This window comes from Amycolatopsis sp. NPDC004169, from assembly GCF_040610315.1.
Lineage (GTDB): Bacteria > Actinomycetota > Actinomycetes > Mycobacteriales > Pseudonocardiaceae > Amycolatopsis.
In genome coordinates, this window is record NZ_JBEXMD010000024.1 from 138,860 (window position 1) to 154,467 (window position 15,608).

17 protein-coding genes are annotated in these 15,608 nt (G+C 71.3%); 3 read left to right on the forward strand and 14 right to left on the reverse strand.

Annotated features, from left to right (window positions below; genetic code table 11):
* Positions 1-314 precede the first annotated feature (314 nt).
* The 3 genes from ABZX11_RS29155 to ABZX11_RS29165 all read right to left on the reverse strand — a co-directional run bounded on the left by ABZX11_RS29155 (position 315) and on the right by ABZX11_RS29165 (position 2,964).
* Entirely contained in the window at positions 315-713 is a 399-nt protein-coding gene (locus ABZX11_RS29155; RefSeq protein ID WP_354918778.1) for a hypothetical protein, read from the reverse strand.
* Positions 714-1,447: 734 nt separating this feature from the next.
* Positions 1,448-2,158 (reverse strand): ATP-binding cassette domain-containing protein, encoded by a 711-nt coding sequence (locus ABZX11_RS29160; RefSeq protein WP_354918781.1) that lies wholly within the window; start codon positions 2,156-2,158, stop codon positions 1,448-1,450.
* Between the two features lie 2 nt (positions 2,159-2,160).
* Positions 2,161-2,964, reverse strand: coding sequence for an ABC transporter permease (locus ABZX11_RS29165; protein WP_354918784.1), 804 nt, complete (start codon positions 2,962-2,964; stop codon positions 2,161-2,163).
* 139 nt (positions 2,965-3,103) lie between these two features.
* Here ABZX11_RS29165 and ABZX11_RS29170 point away from each other — a divergent pair, with 139 nt between their 5' ends.
* Both ABZX11_RS29170 and ABZX11_RS29175 read left to right on the forward strand, forming a co-directional pair.
* Positions 3,104-5,845 (forward strand): lantibiotic dehydratase, encoded by a 2,742-nt coding sequence (locus ABZX11_RS29170; RefSeq protein ID WP_354918787.1) that lies wholly within the window; start codon positions 3,104-3,106, stop codon positions 5,843-5,845.
* The gene (locus tag ABZX11_RS29175; RefSeq protein WP_354918790.1) at positions 5,835-6,887 is read left to right on the forward strand and encodes a lanthionine synthetase LanC family protein; all 1,053 of its coding nucleotides are present in this window, start codon (positions 5,835-5,837) and stop codon (positions 6,885-6,887) included. The genes ABZX11_RS29170 and ABZX11_RS29175 overlap by 11 nt, the downstream gene beginning before the upstream one ends.
* Here the strand turns inward: ABZX11_RS29175 and ABZX11_RS29180 are convergent, their stop codons facing one another.
* The 11 genes from ABZX11_RS29180 to ABZX11_RS29230 all read right to left on the reverse strand — a co-directional run bounded on the left by ABZX11_RS29180 (position 6,888) and on the right by ABZX11_RS29230 (position 15,081).
* On the reverse strand, positions 6,888-7,037 hold the full coding sequence (locus ABZX11_RS29180; protein WP_354918793.1) for a hypothetical protein: 150 nt from the start codon (positions 7,035-7,037) through the stop codon (positions 6,888-6,890).
* A complete protein-coding gene (locus ABZX11_RS29185) occupies positions 7,034-8,050 on the reverse strand; it encodes a hypothetical protein (RefSeq protein ID WP_354918795.1) in 1,017 nt (338 codons plus the stop codon). Before ABZX11_RS29185 ends, ABZX11_RS29180 begins: the two co-directional genes overlap by 4 nt.
* A 32-nt stretch (positions 8,051-8,082) precedes the next feature.
* The gene (locus ABZX11_RS29190; RefSeq protein ID WP_354918798.1) at positions 8,083-8,898 is read right to left on the reverse strand and encodes a hypothetical protein; all 816 of its coding nucleotides are present in this window, start codon (positions 8,896-8,898) and stop codon (positions 8,083-8,085) included.
* Between the two features lie 80 nt (positions 8,899-8,978).
* Positions 8,979-9,980, reverse strand: coding sequence for a YdcF family protein (locus ABZX11_RS29195; protein WP_354918801.1), 1,002 nt, complete (start codon positions 9,978-9,980; stop codon positions 8,979-8,981).
* Between the two features lie 129 nt (positions 9,981-10,109).
* The gene (locus tag ABZX11_RS29200) at positions 10,110-10,766 is read right to left on the reverse strand and encodes a hypothetical protein (protein WP_354918803.1); all 657 of its coding nucleotides are present in this window, start codon (positions 10,764-10,766) and stop codon (positions 10,110-10,112) included.
* 225 nt (positions 10,767-10,991) lie between these two features.
* Positions 10,992-11,369, reverse strand: coding sequence for a DUF2511 domain-containing protein (locus ABZX11_RS29205; RefSeq protein WP_354918806.1), 378 nt, complete (start codon positions 11,367-11,369; stop codon positions 10,992-10,994).
* An 11-nt stretch (positions 11,370-11,380) separates the two neighbouring features.
* Entirely contained in the window at positions 11,381-12,250 is an 870-nt protein-coding gene (locus ABZX11_RS29210; protein WP_354918809.1) for an ABC transporter ATP-binding protein, read from the reverse strand.
* Positions 12,247-13,071, reverse strand: coding sequence for a hypothetical protein (locus ABZX11_RS29215; protein ID WP_354918812.1), 825 nt, complete (start codon positions 13,069-13,071; stop codon positions 12,247-12,249). Before ABZX11_RS29215 ends, ABZX11_RS29210 begins: the two co-directional genes overlap by 4 nt.
* Positions 13,068-13,664, reverse strand: a complete 597-nt coding sequence (locus ABZX11_RS29220; protein ID WP_354918815.1) for a hypothetical protein — start codon at positions 13,662-13,664, stop codon at positions 13,068-13,070. Before ABZX11_RS29220 ends, ABZX11_RS29215 begins: the two co-directional genes overlap by 4 nt.
* Before the next feature lie 32 nt (positions 13,665-13,696).
* Entirely contained in the window at positions 13,697-14,551 is an 855-nt protein-coding gene (locus ABZX11_RS29225) for a hypothetical protein (RefSeq protein ID WP_354918818.1), read from the reverse strand.
* Positions 14,548-15,081, reverse strand: coding sequence for an RNA polymerase sigma factor (locus tag ABZX11_RS29230; RefSeq protein ID WP_354918821.1), 534 nt, complete (start codon positions 15,079-15,081; stop codon positions 14,548-14,550). Before ABZX11_RS29230 ends, ABZX11_RS29225 begins: the two co-directional genes overlap by 4 nt.
* Before the next feature lie 256 nt (positions 15,082-15,337).
* Between ABZX11_RS29230 and ABZX11_RS29235 the strand changes: the two genes are divergently transcribed.
* Complete coding sequence (locus ABZX11_RS29235; RefSeq protein WP_354918824.1) at positions 15,338-15,511, forward strand: gallidermin/nisin family lantibiotic; 174 nt, start codon at positions 15,338-15,340, stop codon at positions 15,509-15,511.
* Positions 15,512-15,608 lie beyond the last annotated feature (97 nt).

The window sequence follows — 15,608 nt, forward strand, 5'->3', positions numbered from 1 at the left end:
CAAACCCTTCCCACGCCAATCCATTGGGCCCGGCCAGCGCCCGGAATCGGCGCGGTAAAGACGAGCTCCCGCGGGTCGCCAACTCATCTGGCCTCTACAGGAAGACTACCTTCCACCTCAGAAATAGACGCCGATTTGACGCTCCTGGCATTATTCTGAAGCACGTCCTCCTTGAAGATATTACGAGAATCTCTTGCCAGACCAGCTATGCAAACGAGACCAACCGCGTCCGTGGCCTTTGACGTTGACCTTCCCCAGGCACCCAAGAGATTCCAGATCCAAAACGCGTACCTTGGGGTTCACATTCGAAGTTATTATTCCAGCATAAAGAACTTCAGCTTCCTCCTCCATTCCGCCCTCCGGAACAGTTTGATACACCGTCCCCTTCGGAGCGTTGCAGTAAAGGCGAGCAATCCCCTGCCAACCACTATCATACCAAGCTTTTCGTGAACAAGAAGGCCGCCCGCACTGCCCAACGGAAGGGCAGTGAAGACATCAAGAGAGAGGGCTTGATCACTGCAATAAGTCGTGCTTCGAGCCGAATATGAGGCTTCGACAATTTTCAAGCCGCGACCCTCTTTAGGTGGAAACTCCGTTTCATGCTCTCCTTGAGCCCTTAGCTCAGAACGCAACTCGAAGAGGAAGGCCGGTACACCTAGTGCAACAGCAGGCCCTGCGTTTTGATCGACAAACGGTCGGTTCACCAGCGCCACGTCGGAGCCCTCCTCGACATCCAGTCGCTCGTTGTAGACACAGCGTTACACCGGCGCATTCAAGATCTCCCGCCGGTCAGCTGGCTACGGCTCGTCGGAAGGATTCGTCCGCCGAGCTGCCTAGAAGCTGGAAGAACTTCGCGAGGTTGGCGGACCCCAGCCTTACCATCCGCTCGATCTCGTGGCGATCACACGTGGTATCGATTAGCGCGACAGCGCTGACGCGGCGACCGTCGTTTCACTCAGCGGCGGCCGGAGCCGGCGCGGTTGCCAGCCATCCTGATCCGCAGGCCGCTCAGGTCGACCAGGTCGATGGGCGATTGTCGAGCCGTCCGGTACCCGGCGGCGGGCGCCTCCGTCCGGCAGGGACCGGCCAAGCACACGAACTCAAGCGACGACGGCACAGCTCGCCTCTGGAGGACCGTGCCGCTTCTCCCGTGACCAGTACTTCCCGCGTCAGAAGATCTCGAACAGCCTGATGGCTCTCTACGCCGGTGCACCTACGCCCTGAACGCAGATCGGTAACGGCGGATCCGCCGAACGGCCTCATACCGCTTCCACCAGATTGCGAAATGGCTCGACGAGTGAGGTGCCGGATGGCGCCGCCAACGTGGTTGGCGACGGTGGAGCGTAGAGGCGCGGCGGGCGAGCAAGAGGCGGGCCACGGACTTGGGCGGGCCCGTTGCGTTGTGGGGGAGCAACGCAACGGGCCCTGGAGGGAAGGCGGCCAAGCCTCAGCGGACGCCGCCGCCGACGCTTTCGATGATCCGGAAGAAGCCCGCTTCCAAGTCGCCGTCGAGGGCGAGACCGCGGACTTCGCCTTCGTACCGGGTGCGTCCGGCGACCAGCACGCCGACCCGGTCGCAGATCTGCGCGATCTCGGAGAGCTGGTGGCTGGAGATCATGATGGTGACGCCCGCCCCGGACAACGACCTGATCAGCGCGCGCATCTCCCGGATCCCGATCGGGTCGAGCCCGTTCGTCGGCTCGTCGAGCACGATGAAGCGCGGGCGCACGAGCAGAGCGATCGCGATGCCGAGCCGCCAGCGCATGCCCAGGGAGTACTGGGAAACCCGTCGGTCGCGCACCCCGGTCAGCTGGACCTGGTCGAGCACCGCACCGATCCAGTCTTCGGAAACCCCGCGCAGCTTCGCGTGGATCCGCAGGTGCTCCTGCGCGTTCAAGTGCGGCCAGAGCCCGGGTGCCTCGACCAGCGCACCCACCTCGGTGAGCAGGCGCCGTTCCGACGGGCGTCCGAACAGCCGGATTTCACCGCTGGTCGGCCGCTGCAGGCCGAGCACGGTCTTCATCAGCGTGGTCTTGCCCGCGCCGTTGGGCCCGAGCAGCCCGTAGACTTCCCCCTGCCGTACCCGCAGGTCGACACCGTCGAGGGCCCGGTGGCTGCCGTAGTGCTTGTGCAGCGCGGAAATCTCGAGAGCGAACACGATCAGACCTCCTTGCGGCTCAGGTGCCGGCAGCCCACCAGCAGCAGTACGGCCAGCAACGCCACCGACAACCCGATGGCCACCGGGATCACACCGGCGTCCGCCAGCGGGCTGCCCGGCGGGAGCGCTATGCCGTTGGGGCTGATGCCGGCCACCGGCAGGATCACCCGCATGGGCCAGGCCACCGGAATGGCGAACCAGAACACCTTGTCCGCGGTCAGTGCCCCGGCGAGGAGCCCGGCCACGCCGACGGTGATGCCCGGGCCGAGGCCCCACAGCACAGTGAACAACAGGGCCAGCGCGGTGGTGGCCAACCCCGCGAGCCACGGGAGGTACGCCGCCGCGGCGATCGTGCCCACCACCGCGCCCAGCTGGCCGTTCAGCGCCGCACCGCCCGCGAGGACCACGAGGAGGACCGTGCTCGACACGAGGCTCAGCACGGCGAGCGCACCGAACTTCCCGATGAAGTACTGCCGGCGCGGTACCGCGTAGGACAGCAGCAGCCGCCAGGCGTCGCTGTCCGCGCGGACCGCGAGCGTGGCGGTGAGGCCGGCACTCATCGGCACGAGCGCACCCCAGAACTCCAGGGTCACCCGGCTGAACACACCCCAGGTCCGGCCGGAGCCGCCTTCGTCGGAGAACAGCGAGCCGAGGTAGAGCGGGACGGCGATCGCGATCGGCGCGAGGACCGTGTACCAAGGCAGGAATCCCCGCCGCATGCGCGCCAGTTCGGTGCCGACGACCGTCCACAGTGCCGGATGGTCCCGCAGCGCCGGTTTTTCGAGCGCGTCCGCGCCGGCAGTCATCGCTTCTCCACTTCGCCGATTTCGTTGACACCAGGTGAGTAGCGCCGCACGCGGCGGCGGTTCACGGCGATTTCCCGCGACTGCCACGAACACTGCCAGCCGGGGCCGGACCGCGCGAGCGCGTGGCATCGTCGGTGCGGTGGACTACCAGGTGGAACCGGTCGCCATGGTGCGCGCACCGTTGCTCCCGGCCGGCGCGTACCCGGCGGAGCCCGGCGGGCTCCGCCGGGCAATGGCCGATTCCCGGTTCCGGGAGGCGCTGTGGATTGCCAGCCCCTCCCTGGCCGCCGACGCCGACACCCTGTTCCGGACGGGCGGCACGCTGCCGCCGAAGCGCCGCCGCACGGTGGTGCGCGCGCTGACCCGCTACCTGATCCGGGCCACCAGCCGACCGACGCCGTTCGGGGCGTTCGCCGGGGTGGGCCTGACCGGCTGGGGCGACGAGCTCGACATCCGGCTGGGCGAGCCGCGGCGGACCGCGCGGCTGGACCACGGCGCCGTGCTGCGGCTGGCCGAAGCTTTCGAGCGGGATGACCGGGTGCTGGCCGAAGTGCCCGTCGTCGCCGATGTCACGATCCGGCACCGCGGTGATCGGATCGTCCTGACGCGCGCGGACGCCGAAGTCTCGCTGCGGTGCACAGCCCCGGTCGCCCGGGTACTGGTGTCGGCCGCGACGCCGGTGACGTTCCGGACGCTGTGCGACGAACTGGCCCGCGCCCACCCCGACGTCGACCGGGCGAAACTTCGCGGATTATTGACCTCGCTGGTGGCCCAAGGCGTGCTGCAGACGACGCTGCGGCCGCCGACGACCGCGCTCGACCCGCTGGCCCACCTTTGTTCGGTCCTGCCCACGGCGCACCGCCCGTCGGCTCTCGTCGGCGCGCTCGACCGCTACCGCGTGTCGCGCCTGGGCGACGGCGTGGAGCCGTTGCGGGAGCTCTACGACCGGTTCGGCGTGCGCACCCGGCAACACCACGTCCAGGTAGACCTCGGCTGGGAGGTGTCCGGCACCCTGCCCACCGATCTCGGCGACGAGCTGAGCGTCGCGCTGGACGCCGCGTTCCGGTTGTGCCCGGCCTACCCGGACCCACTGGCGGACTACGCGAAGGCGGTCGAGCGGCGCTACGGCGACCAGGCGGTCCCGCTGCTGGATCTGCTGGACGGCGCCGGCGGTCTCGGGCCGCCTGCGGGGTACACCCGGCCGGCGCCGCCGGGCGACCGGAAGACCGGGCCGGTCGTCCCGGAGAGCGTGCCGTTCCTGCGGGCCAAGGTGCACCGGGCCCTTCGCGACCGCGAGGTCGAGGTGGTGCTGACCGAGGCGGAGGTCGCCGCGCTGGCCGATCCGGACGGCCTGGCGCCGCCTTCGGCGGATCTGTTCGTGGCCGTGGCCGCACGGGCCGAAGGCTGGCTGGCCGTGCTGACCCCGGTCAACGGTGTGGCTCCCGGCGGCCGTTCGTTCGGGCGGTTCACCCACGTCGACGCCGGTTTCGCGGAGCCGGTCCGCGCGCTCGCCGCCCACGAGCGCGCGGCGTCGCCCGGGGTGCTGTTCGCCGATCTCGGTTATGCGCACCCCGACGGCCACCTCACCAACGTCGCCCTCGGCAGCGGCGGCCACCCGTACCGCGTCACGGCCGGGGGTGCACCGGGCGACCTGTCGCTGGCCGACCTGCTGGTCGAGGTGCGGGACGGGCGGCTGCGCCTGCGTTCGGCCCGTGACGGCCGACGGGTGTTGCTGCGCGCCGCCAACCTGCTCACCCCGGCGACCGCCCCGAATGCGGTGCGGTTCGCCAGCGAAGTGTCCGAGCACGGGTACTGGCGGTTCGGCGAGATCTGGGGCGATCTGGCGCACCTGCCGTTCCTGCCACGGGTGCGCATCGGCCGCGTTGTGCTCCAGCCGGCGCGATGGCAGCTGCCGGACACCGATTTTGCGGCTTGGCGCCGGGCGTGGCCGGTGCCCCGCCACGTCCACGCCGGGGTCGCGGACCACCGGCTGCTGCTCGATCTCGACCAGCCGGACCACCTGGCCGAGCTGGCGGCACAGCGGTCCCGGGGCTCGTGGTACGTGGAGGAGGCCATCCCCGGACCGGAGGAGGCCGCCTGCCAGGACGGCGCGGGACGGCCACACCACCTCGAAGTCGTGGTCTCCCTGCGTGCCGTGGCTCCGGCGCGCGTCCCGGCGGCCGATCCGCCCGTCCCGCTCGCGCCGCTGCACCACCCAGGCGAGGACGACCGCTGGTACTTCGAGCTCCGTGCTCCGGTCTCCCAGCACGACGAGGTGATCCGCGCGGTGGATGCGGTGCTCGGCGGGCCCTGGTGGTTCGAGCGGACCGCGGATCCCACGCCCGGACTGGGTATCTTGGTGCACGGGCCGGATCCGGCACCGCTCCTGCGGGAACTGGCCGTCCTGGCCCGGCGCGGCCTGGTCGGCGGGTACGCGCTGACCGCATACCGCGCCACCGGCACTGAGGACCTCAAGATCGCCGACAGCCGGTCGATGCTGGCCGTGCCGTCGGGCGGGCTGCCGCGCGTGGAACGGTGTGCGTTCACCGCGGACGTCACGTTGCGCGCGCTCGGCTTCACCACGGCGGAACTCGTGGACGTCTACGCGTCCGTCTGCCCCGCCGACGTGACGAAGCGCCGCCGGCTTCATCGCGAAGCGCACCGGCGGCGCTCGCGCCTGAGCGCGTTGCTCGGCGGCTCCGATCCCGGGTTGCGCGCCTGGGCCGCAACCGCCGAGGCCCGATTCGCCGAGCTGCCCAAGCCCGACGGCACCGCGTTCCTCATCGACCACGCCCGCCGATCCGGACTGTCCGCGCCGGAAATCGAGGCGCTCGGCCACGGCCTCCGGGACGTCACCGCCAGAGGCCTCGATGAGCAGTGAAGAACTCAGCCGATCGCTGCTCTCCTCGCTGGCCGAAGCGCGGCCCACCGGGCGGCCCGCAGGCATGGCGGACGGCCGCATCGGACTGGCGGTGGCGCTGGCCGAGCTGGCGGCGGCCGAACCAAACGCGGGCTGGGACCGGCACGCGCACGCCCACGTGCGCGCGGCGGTCGAGCACCCACCCGCCGGCCCGTCCTTGTTCGGCGGCCTCGCCGGGCTTTCCTTCGCGCTGCGGCTGCTCTCCCGCGACGGGACGAGGTACCGCACCGCCCTACGGGACGTGGACCGGCTGCTCGGCGAGCGGCTCGAGCTCGCCCTGCCCGGTTCGGCACCTCCGCACCGCTACGACCTGATCAGCGGCCTCACCGGAGTCGCGGCGGCGTGGCTGGACCGGACCGGTTCGCAGCTGCGGCAGCGGCTGCTCACCAGTGTCGTGGCCTGGAGCCGCGCTCCGATCGCGGAACCGGTCGACCTCGGGATGGCGCACGGCGTTGCCGGGCCACTCGCACTATTGGCGCTGGCGGCCGATCGCCCTCCCGGCGCCGCTGCGGCGGCCGCGGCTCTGGCCGGCCGGATCCGGGCCGGCGTCGTCGCGGACTGCTTCGGGTCCGATGTGGACCATCAGCTCCCGGTCAGCCGGGTCCGGCTGTCACCCGGCTGGTGCTACGGCGGGGCCGGGGCGGCCCGGGCGCTGCAGCTGGCCGGCAACGCCTTCGCCGTCCCGGAATGGCAGGCGCTCGCACTCGACCTCGCGCGGTCGGCGGCGAGGCGCCCGGGACGGCCGGACTGGGAGTGGACTCTCTGCCACGGCCGGGCCGGGCTGCTGCACCTGCTCGACCGGATCCACCGCGACCTGCCCGAGCCGGACCCGCTGCTCGGCCGCCGGATCGCGCGGCTGCGCACCGAAATCACCACCCGGTTCACGGCGAACCCGGGGACGGCGACCGGGTTCCTGCGCGGGACCGCCGGGGTCGGACTGGTGCTGCACGGCCTGGCCCCGGCGGTCCCCCAGCGCTGGGCGCGCCTGCTCCTCACGGGTTGATCAGGGGCAGAACACCGTCGGCCGCACCGTCGGGCAGCCGGGGGTGCACAGGATGTGCGTTCCGTCCACCAGAGGCTCCGTTTCCGTCGGGTGCTCCTCGACGTGCACGTCCAGGTCGAACAATTCGTCCTCGGTCGTTGCCGAAGTCATCGGTTCTCTCCTCCCACTCGGATGTCCGCCCGGCGCACCGCGACGCCGAGCTCCAGCCACCTCTCCACCTCGCCGGCCAGCGAGCCGGTCCGGTGGCCCAGCGAATCGAGTTCGCCGAGCACTTCGCCGGCGGGCCGCCCGTCGAGCATGGCCCACAGCGCGGCCGCCGGCTCGGACAGCACGTACCCCGAACGCGGTCCGGTGACGCCGATTCCGCCGCGGTACCGGACGAGCGAAAAGTACGGGCTGCGCACCGGGCCGGCGCCGTGCAGCACGCACGGCGGCAGTCCCGTGGCGACGTCGTCGGCCCCGTTGAGCACGGCGCGGGCGTTGAGGTGCCCGGCCAGCCAGAGCCGGCGGCGCACGATCCGGCGGCACTCCGCGGGGCCGGCCGCCGGCAGGCCGAACGCCTCGCGGTGTTCCAGCACCCAGGTCAGGCCTGGCTGCCGTGCCAGCCGGCGGAACAGGAACTTCGGCGCGAAATAGAGGTCGTCGAGCACGACCAGGGCGGCCTCGGCGGCGTTGCGCACGGCCTCTTCCGACGCGCACAGCGCCGTCAGCAGGTCCTCGGAGCGGAGCGCACCCACCGCGTCTTCGGTGAGGTTGCCCGCACGCACCGAAAAGAGCGCGAGCAGTACGCGGCGCAGGAGCTTCCGGTCGAGTGAGCTCAGCAGCGCGCGTCCGCGCGCGGTCACGCGCACCGGCTCCCCCAGCACCAGCTGCACCAAGGGCTTCCACCGGCTCGGCTCGTCGGCGAAAAGGGCGCGCCGGTCGGTCGGATCGGCCGCGGCGGCAGCGAGTTCGGCCGCGTACTGCGTGATCCGCGCGGGCGGGACCGAGGTGACGTCCAGCTCGGCGGACTCCGCGACCCAGGCAGGCAACTCGACCGGTTCGGCCGCGATCACCAGGACGTCCAGGTCCGAGTGAACGTTGCCGAGACCGGCGGCCTGGCTTCCGCTCAGCACCACGGCGAGCGGCACCCCGGCCGGCAGTTCGTCGCACAACCTGGTCACCCGGTCCCGGTCCTCCGGCCTGAAGCCGCCGGTCACGCCGGCACCGCCTCGACGAACCCCCGCCGCCGCAGCACGGTGAGCACCGCATCGACCGCTTCCGGGAGCGACCGCGACGACACGGTCAGCCAGCCGTGTTCCCGCGCGGCGGCGGCGTAACGCTCCTGTGCCTGCCGCTGGAACCGGACGAACGTCGCGCCGGGTTCGGCGCCGGTCAGGCCGTAATGTTCGGCGAAGCCGAACGTCCCGTTCTTCCGACGGAAGGCGTCTTCCGGGTCTCCGCTGAGGAACACGCCGAGGGACGGTTCGGCCCACCGGCCGAGCAACCTGCTCAGCTCCGCACCGACCGGGTCGGGGCCTGCCGTTCCGGCCTGGGCTCCGGCTTCGGCGAGCAGCAGGGCTTTGACCGCGATCTTGAGGCCGTGCCCGTCCTGGATCACCACTTCGCCCCGGGCCAGGGCGGGCTCGACGACCAGCTCCCTGGCCAGCAGCTGTGCGGCGGTTTCGAGCAGTGCGGCCGCGAGCAGCGGCCGCGTCCGGTTCCCCGTGACGCGCAATGAATCGAGCTCCCGCACCCGGCGGAGTCCTGCGTCACCGAAGTATTGCGAGTCCGCGCTGGGCAGCCGGTCCAGGGCCTCCGTCCCGACGTAGAGACACCGGATGAGCGCGCCGTAGAGCCCGCCGAGCAGGCGCGTGCCGGCGTCGGATTCGGCTGAGCGCAGGAAATCCTGCCACGAAACGACGGAGACTTCGCGGCCTTCCGCACGCAGCCGCCGGGCGAGCGCGGCGGCCAGCGTGGACTTGCCGACGCCGTCCATTCCGAGCAAGGAAATGTCGAATCCCCTGGGCACGATCCCGACAGTACGCGCCGATTACGGCGCTACCGACGCCGCCGGGAAAGCTGGCAGGTTCTGCCATCCGGCCGACGCGATCAGCGATTCGCGAAGAGGACCAGAACGGGCGGCAGTGCGGCCAGGACGAGGCCGGCCGCCAGATTCGTGCGCCGGTACTGCGCGAGCAGCGCGGCGAACTCGCGCAGGAACGCGCTCGGCACGAAGTAGGATGCGGTCCGCGCGCCGACCACGTTCAGCCGCAGCCCCAAGCGCCGGGACAGCACCGCCGTCCGGAACACGTGGTAGTTGTTGGTGACGGCCAGAACGGCACCGCCTCGGTCGTGGGCATCGAGTACGGCCACGCTGTAGCTGAGGTTCTGTTCGGTCGTGGTGGCCTTGTCCTCCACCAGGATCCGCTCCGCGGGAACCCCGGCCGCGCGGAGGTAGGCGCTCATCGCCACGGCCTCCGAAACCGTTTCACCAGGCCCCTGCCCGCCCGAGACGACGATCACCGGGTCGGGTCCGGACGCCTTGCGCAGGCACTCGACGGCCCGGTCGAGGCGGCTCGCCAGCAATGGCGGCACGCGGTCGCCGAGGAGCCCCGAGCCGAGCACGATGATCGCGTCCGCCCGCGTCCGGCGGCCGATCCGGCCGTACAGGGCGGAATACGCGAGCAGGGCCGCGAACAGGAAAGCGAAGTAGCCGGCGACGAGCAATAGCGAGAGCGCAGCCGCCACGAACCACGGCCCGTGCCCGACCGCGACGGTGGTCGTGGCCAGCGCGAAGACCCCGAACAGCGCGATGCCCGCCAGCAGGGACAGCAGGTTGGCGACGTTGTGGCTCTCGCGGCGCCACATCACCACGCCGTTCGCCATCAGCGCCCACGGCAGCACGAGCACGGCGGACGCCGCGAGCACGGCCACAACGAGGAACGCGACGGCCTGCGGCCAGCCGGCCCCGGACAGCCTGCCGAGCAGCCACAACCCGCCCAGGACGACGGCGATGCCGAGCCAGACGGCATTTCCCAGCCGCCGGGGTTCCCGCCGCACCCGGATACCGAAAACGAGCGCGGCCGCCGCTGCGGCGATTCCCAGAACCATGATCCTCCGTCGACGTGGGCAGGCGATCATTATGCCCTGTCGCGCAGATCCACCGCCGGAGGGCGGCCGAGAATGGTCGCCGAATGCGCGGCGTTATTTCCGGCGGCCCCGCCGGAACCGCGGCGGAGGTCAGATCCGGACGGACCGGGAACCGACCAGCATCGCTTTCCGGCCGGACATGCGGGACCGCAGCTCGGAACGCCCGGAGACCCCGAGCCGCTCATACAGCCGCCGGAGCCGGCGGTACATGGACCGCTCTGAGCAGTAGAACTGCTGCGCGATCGAGGAAATGCTGCTGGTGCCGCACAGCAGGTGCATCAACCTGCCGGTTTCCTCGGGGTCGAGGGTCTCCACGTCTCCCGGCTCGCCGGGGCCAGCAGGCGGATCGACAAGCTGCAGTCGCGAGCCGCACATGACAGGCCGGACAGCTCCGTCGCAGGCGGCGAAGACGGCACCGATCTGTTTGTCCGCCGGGAGCCGGATGTTCAGGACGCCGCTGGCGCCGTTGTCGATGGCACGGAAAGTCTGGTGCCCGTCGATGTCGCTGACGACGGCGATGATCGGCCGCAGGCAGTGTCCCCGCCGAAGCGAACGCACGACGGCGACGTCCGGTTCACTCGCCGCGGGCACCAGCACGGGTGTCCCGTCGGGCGGCATCACCGGCAATACCGCAGGATCGACGAATTCGAGCCGGATACCGGCCGCCGACCAGCCGTCACGATGGGCGTCCAGCGTGAGACACAATCCGGAGTGCGCTTTGATCACCAGCTCGCGCGACAGATCCACCACAGGCCCCCATCCTGTTAGGCGTCAACCAACCACTATCCAAGATAGCACTTCGTGTTCACACTCCAAGTGGCATCCGAGTGAACCAGGACGCGCTTTCACAATTACCGATCTTTTGCGACTCGGCGATGATGAGCGGTTCGCCTCACAGAATTCATTTTTGCACGATCAACCGTACTCATCGGACGAACCGGCCAGTCTCCGGTGATCGGGCACCTGTCCCGATCAACCCTTTCCACACAGGCCGAGGCCGGTGCTCAGCAATGCACCGAGGCTCACCTGGCCGCCTTGGCTGCCTTCCTTGCGCAGCGGGCCGATTCCGGGCACGCCGGCCTCTTCGGCTTTGTCGTTGAGCGCATAGGTTTTGCCGTCCGCACCGACGAACACGACCTGGTCGACACCGCGGCATTCAAGGGTGCCCCGGTCGACGGTCAACGGCCACAGATAACCGAAGTTGGCCTGGGTCACCGGTTGCCGGCCCGACGTCGGCGGCGGGAGCGGAACAGCAGTTGTCGACCCGGGATCGCGCACCCCCGCACCGCACGCGGCAAGGACAAGCGTCGAAGCGAGTACGCCGGCGGAACGCCGGCCGAAACGGGACATGATCGGCGACCTCATGATTTCGTCGGTTCGAAAGACTGCAGAAGGGCCACGTAACCGTCCTCCAGGGTGGGCGCCACGAGATCCGCACCCGGCGGCGGGGTGCCGACGAGGCGGTACACCGTGCCCGCAGGCCCGGACACCGCGTTCACCACGGTGCCGCCGGACGGGGGTGTTTCGCTCTGCAGCTGGAAAGTGCGATCCGTCGCCGCGTCGGTCAGGCCGGTAGTCGTGCCGTGGTAGCGCACGCGGCCTCGGTCTAGCACGCAGACGCGGGGACAGGTCTGGGCCACATCGTCGAGGATGTGGGTGGAGAGGATCATGATCCGGTCGCCGCCGAGTCCTGCCAGCAACGCGCGGAACCGCATGCGTTCCTGCGGGTCGAGCCCGGCGGTCGGTTCGTCGACGATGACCAGCCGCGGATCGCCGAGCAGTGCCTGGGCGATCCCGAGCCGGCGCTTCATTCCGCCCGAAAACCCGCCGATCCGGCGGTCCTGGTGCTCGTCGAGCCCGACCTGGCCGAGGAGGTCGTCGACCTGCGCGTGCCGGCGGCGCTTGTCGTCGACCCCTTTCAACAGCCCGAGGTAGTCGAGGAACTCCCGCGCGGTGAGGTCCGGATAGAGCGCCAGTTCCTGGGGCAGGTAGCCGAGCATGCGCTTCACCGCCGTCCGGCCCGACGTCGTCGCCAGGTCGTGTTCACCGACGAGAACCCGGCCCGATGTCGGGCGCAGGATGCCGGTGAGGACGCGCATCAGCGTGGTCTTGCCGGCGCCGTTGGGGCCGAGCAGACCGGTCATCCCCTGACCGATACGCAGGTCGACGCCCGCCAGAGCGGTCTGCCCGCGGCGGTAGACCTTGCCGAGGCCCTCGATCACGATGTTCACCGGAGCGCTCCGTCCTGGGTGGGGTGGCGGTCGGCCCGCCAGGCCGTCAGCAGCCTGGCCGCGAAGAAGAACACGGCCGCCGAGACGAGCACCAGAACGACGTTCAGCACGGCCGCGCCGCTTCCTGGCGCCGGGCTCAGCACGCCGTCCAGGCCGCGGCCGGCCCAGATCCGGCGCGCACCGAGCCACGCGACGGCGGGATAGCCGCCGAGCGGTGAGAGGACGGTGCCGGTCGGCGAGGGAACGGGCACGAACGACGGGGACAGCTGGGTGGCCCAGAACCAGAGCGCCACCACCAGCACCCGGGCGACGATGACGGGCATCAGCAGCCCGAGCAGGCCGGCGAACGTGGTCATCGCGACCGCGGCGGGCACCAGCACGGTGAGCACGCCGAGCACCGCGTACGCCAGCGGCGCCGCGGTCCCCGACCGGATGCTCACGGCGGCACCGATCACCACGACGACGGCGGAGACCGGCACGAGGGCCACGGCCAGTGCACCGGCGAGCACTCCGGCCAGCCGCGTGGTCCCGCCACCTGGCGTGGTGTCCAGGACTTCCGCGAGACCGGGCGCGCTGTGCTGGTTGAGCCGCCCGGCAAGGGCAACACCGAGGCCGGCGGTGGCGAAGGTGTTGACGACCAGCACGGTGGTCCCGATGCGCCCGGCCGGATCGTCCTGCCCGGCGACCGCGGGAGACGACAGGGCGAGCAGGACGGCCAGCGCAGTGAGCGGCAGCAGCGTGAGCCACAGGACACGGCCGCGGGCGGCCATGCGGGCCTCGTAACAGAAGGAACCCTGGACCGCGCACCACATCGCGGTCATTCCCGGCCTCCTTCGAGCAGCCCACGCCCGTCGGCCAGCAGCCTCGCCGCCGGAACTGCGACCAAGACGGCCAGCACCAGCAGTGCGAAGATCCGGACCGCCGGCGCCGCGAAAACCCGCTCGAAAACGAAAAGCTCACCGAACCACGCCGTGAGCACCACCGTGGACGCGCCGGCTACCGAGCGCATCCGGGCAGCCGACCACGTGCCGATGGCGGTGAGCAGGGCCGCGAAGGCGCACACCGTGCCGAAGCGGGTGAGCGCCGCCAGGTCCGGGAGCAGGGCCGCTGCGAGGGCCAGCGCCGCCAGCGCCGTGGCCGCGCCCAGCAGGGCGAGCCGGCGGGCGAAGGTCGTGCGCAGTGGTGTCGGGAGGCTCAGGTGGAGCTCGGCGGCCCGTTCCCCGCCGGCGATCGCGGCCGCCGCCAGGCCGGTGACCAGGGGCGGAACGGCCTGTGCGACCCATGTCCCGGTGAACCCGGCGCCGCGCAGCCCCAGCCCGGTGCCGAGCAGGAGGACGGCCAGCAGCGGCGGCGCGGCCAGGACGTGGCGCCCGGCCCGCTTCGCCTCGTACCGCCACAGCTCTGCGTTGTGCATGCCCGGTACGTAGCGGGCACCCGCCGAACGGTTCACGCGAGTTCCCGCCGTCGTTCCGGCACACGGAGCCGGCGAGCGGCCAGCACGAACAACAGCAGCACGAGCGCGAGCGTCCAGGGGGTCGTGCCCCAGATCTGCGAGGCCACCACGGCGACGCGCTCGGCGAGGCCGCCCCGCGCGAGGGTGGTCAGCGAGCCGAGGCACCACGCGGCCACACCGGCCGCCGCCCCCGCTCCCGACGACCAGCGGACCGCCCCCGAAACGGCGATGGCCGAAGCGAGAAGCGACTGCCCCAGCCAGCCGGTGACCAGGTCGAACACCCCGTTGCCGACACCCGCGGCGTGCACGGCGACCGAGCCGGCCAGCGCGAGCAGCAGGTCGGCGGCCAGCACCAGCACCAGCCGGGCGGTGAACACCGTCACCGGTGACGTCGGTACCGAGAACAGCAGCTCGCCACGCGGGTCGCCGCGGCGGGACACGGTGGCGAGCGAGCCGAGCAGCGCGACCAGGACGACCGCGGCCGCGAAGTACCGAGACGCGAGCTGGGCGTCCGGGGTGAGCAGCGCGATCACGACGGCCGCGGTCAGCCCGGCGAAACTCAGCGGAAGCAGCGACCGCGGCATCAGCCGCAACTGCCACCGGACCAGCAACCCGGTCGTGCGCCAGGAGCGCCGGTGGGCGGCGGGCGGCGGCACGGGCCGCAGCTGCGGCAGCAGCACGTCGAACGCGGGCGGCCGGGCATCCGGGGCCAGTGCGGCCGCGGCCTGGCGGGTTGCCGCGGTGAGGCCTTGCCAGGCGTCCCAGCGCCGGTGGCAGGCGGCGCACGCGGCGAGGTGACCGTCCGGCCGCGCGGCCCCGCGCAGTTCGTCGTCGGTGAGGTGGGTCATGGTGTACTCCTGCGGACCGGAGACGGGCTGAGCCGGGCGCTCAGCTGCCGACGTGCGTGCGACATCCTGCTTTTGACGGTGCCGACCGGAATACCCAGCGCGGCCGACACTTCCGGGTACGAAAGGTCTTCGGCGAGCACCAGCACGAGGACCTCGCGCAGGTGCTCCGGCAGTTCGGTGACGGCCGCGGCGAGCGCCGCCCGCTCGGCGCCGGCCAGCACCCGGTCTTCGACTCCGGGAGCGCCGTCGGGGACCGCGGCGGCTTCCTCGAGACCGACCTCAGCCACCGAGGCGCGCCGCAGCCGGTTGTGCGCCTGGCGCCGGGCGACGCCGTAGAGCCACCCCCGCACCGACGATTCGGCCCGGAAGCTGCCCGCCGACTGCCACACTGCCAGCCAGGTCTCCTGCAGGATCTCCTCGGCCACCCCGGCGTCGGACGTCAGCCGGCGCAGCAGGCGGAACATCCCGCCGCTGTGCCGTTCGTACAGGTCGCGAAGAGCACGCTGGTCGCCGCCTGCGACGGAGGACATGAGCTGCTCATCCGACCACACGTGAATATGTGTAGCAGCCGGCCGCCCCGTGGTTCACGACTCACACGATCGGATGAGCCGCCACCCCGGCTGCCCGACCGCCTCGTGACTGCCAGTTGTCCCGCGCAGCCTTGAGGCCGGTGTCCGCCTTCTGCGTTGCTTTACGTGACGGGCCTCGGCCAAGGACGCCCGTCCCCCAGGGGAAGTCTCGCCCGGTGCGCGGACCCGCGCACCGCATTCCGACCAAGGAGGAACCATGCCGACGATCGAAACCACGACTCCGGCGATCGGCGACGTCGACCTGTTCGACCTCGACCTGGAGGTCGGCGTCGAGAAGATGAGCGTCACGCCGGCGATCACCAGCATCTCGCTGTGCACCCCGGGCTGCACCAGCCCGGGCGGCGGCAGCAACTGCAGCTTCTGCTGCTGATCCCACCGGCGCCGGGCCGGGGACGCCCGGCCCGGCGCCCCCCCCGTAAGCCCGCACGTCAATCCCCGACCTCCCCATCCCGGGGAGCCCGAAGGAA

Coding starts and splice junctions, on each gene's coding strand:
- ABZX11_RS29230 (WP_354918821.1), bottom strand. CDS start 15,081: ATGTCCTCCGTCGCAGGCGGCGACCAGCGTGCTCTTCGCGACCTGTAC.
- ABZX11_RS29175 (WP_354918790.1), top strand. CDS start 5,835: ATGAGCAGTGAAGAACTCAGCCGATCGCTGCTCTCCTCGCTGGCCGAA.
- ABZX11_RS29235 (WP_354918824.1), top strand. CDS start 15,338: ATGCCGACGATCGAAACCACGACTCCGGCGATCGGCGACGTCGACCTG.
- ABZX11_RS29195 (WP_354918801.1), bottom strand. CDS start 9,980: ATGGTTCTGGGAATCGCCGCAGCGGCGGCCGCGCTCGTTTTCGGTATC.
- ABZX11_RS29205 (WP_354918806.1), bottom strand. CDS start 11,369: ATGTCCCGTTTCGGCCGGCGTTCCGCCGGCGTACTCGCTTCGACGCTT.
- ABZX11_RS29165 (WP_354918784.1), bottom strand. CDS start 2,964: ATGACTGCCGGCGCGGACGCGCTCGAAAAACCGGCGCTGCGGGACCAT.
- ABZX11_RS29225 (WP_354918818.1), bottom strand. CDS start 14,551: ATGACCCACCTCACCGACGACGAACTGCGCGGGGCCGCGCGGCCGGAC.
- ABZX11_RS29215 (WP_354918812.1), bottom strand. CDS start 13,071: ATGACCGCGATGTGGTGCGCGGTCCAGGGTTCCTTCTGTTACGAGGCC.
- ABZX11_RS29220 (WP_354918815.1), bottom strand. CDS start 13,664: ATGCACAACGCAGAGCTGTGGCGGTACGAGGCGAAGCGGGCCGGGCGC.
- ABZX11_RS29180 (WP_354918793.1), bottom strand. CDS start 7,037: ATGACTTCGGCAACGACCGAGGACGAATTGTTCGACCTGGACGTGCAC.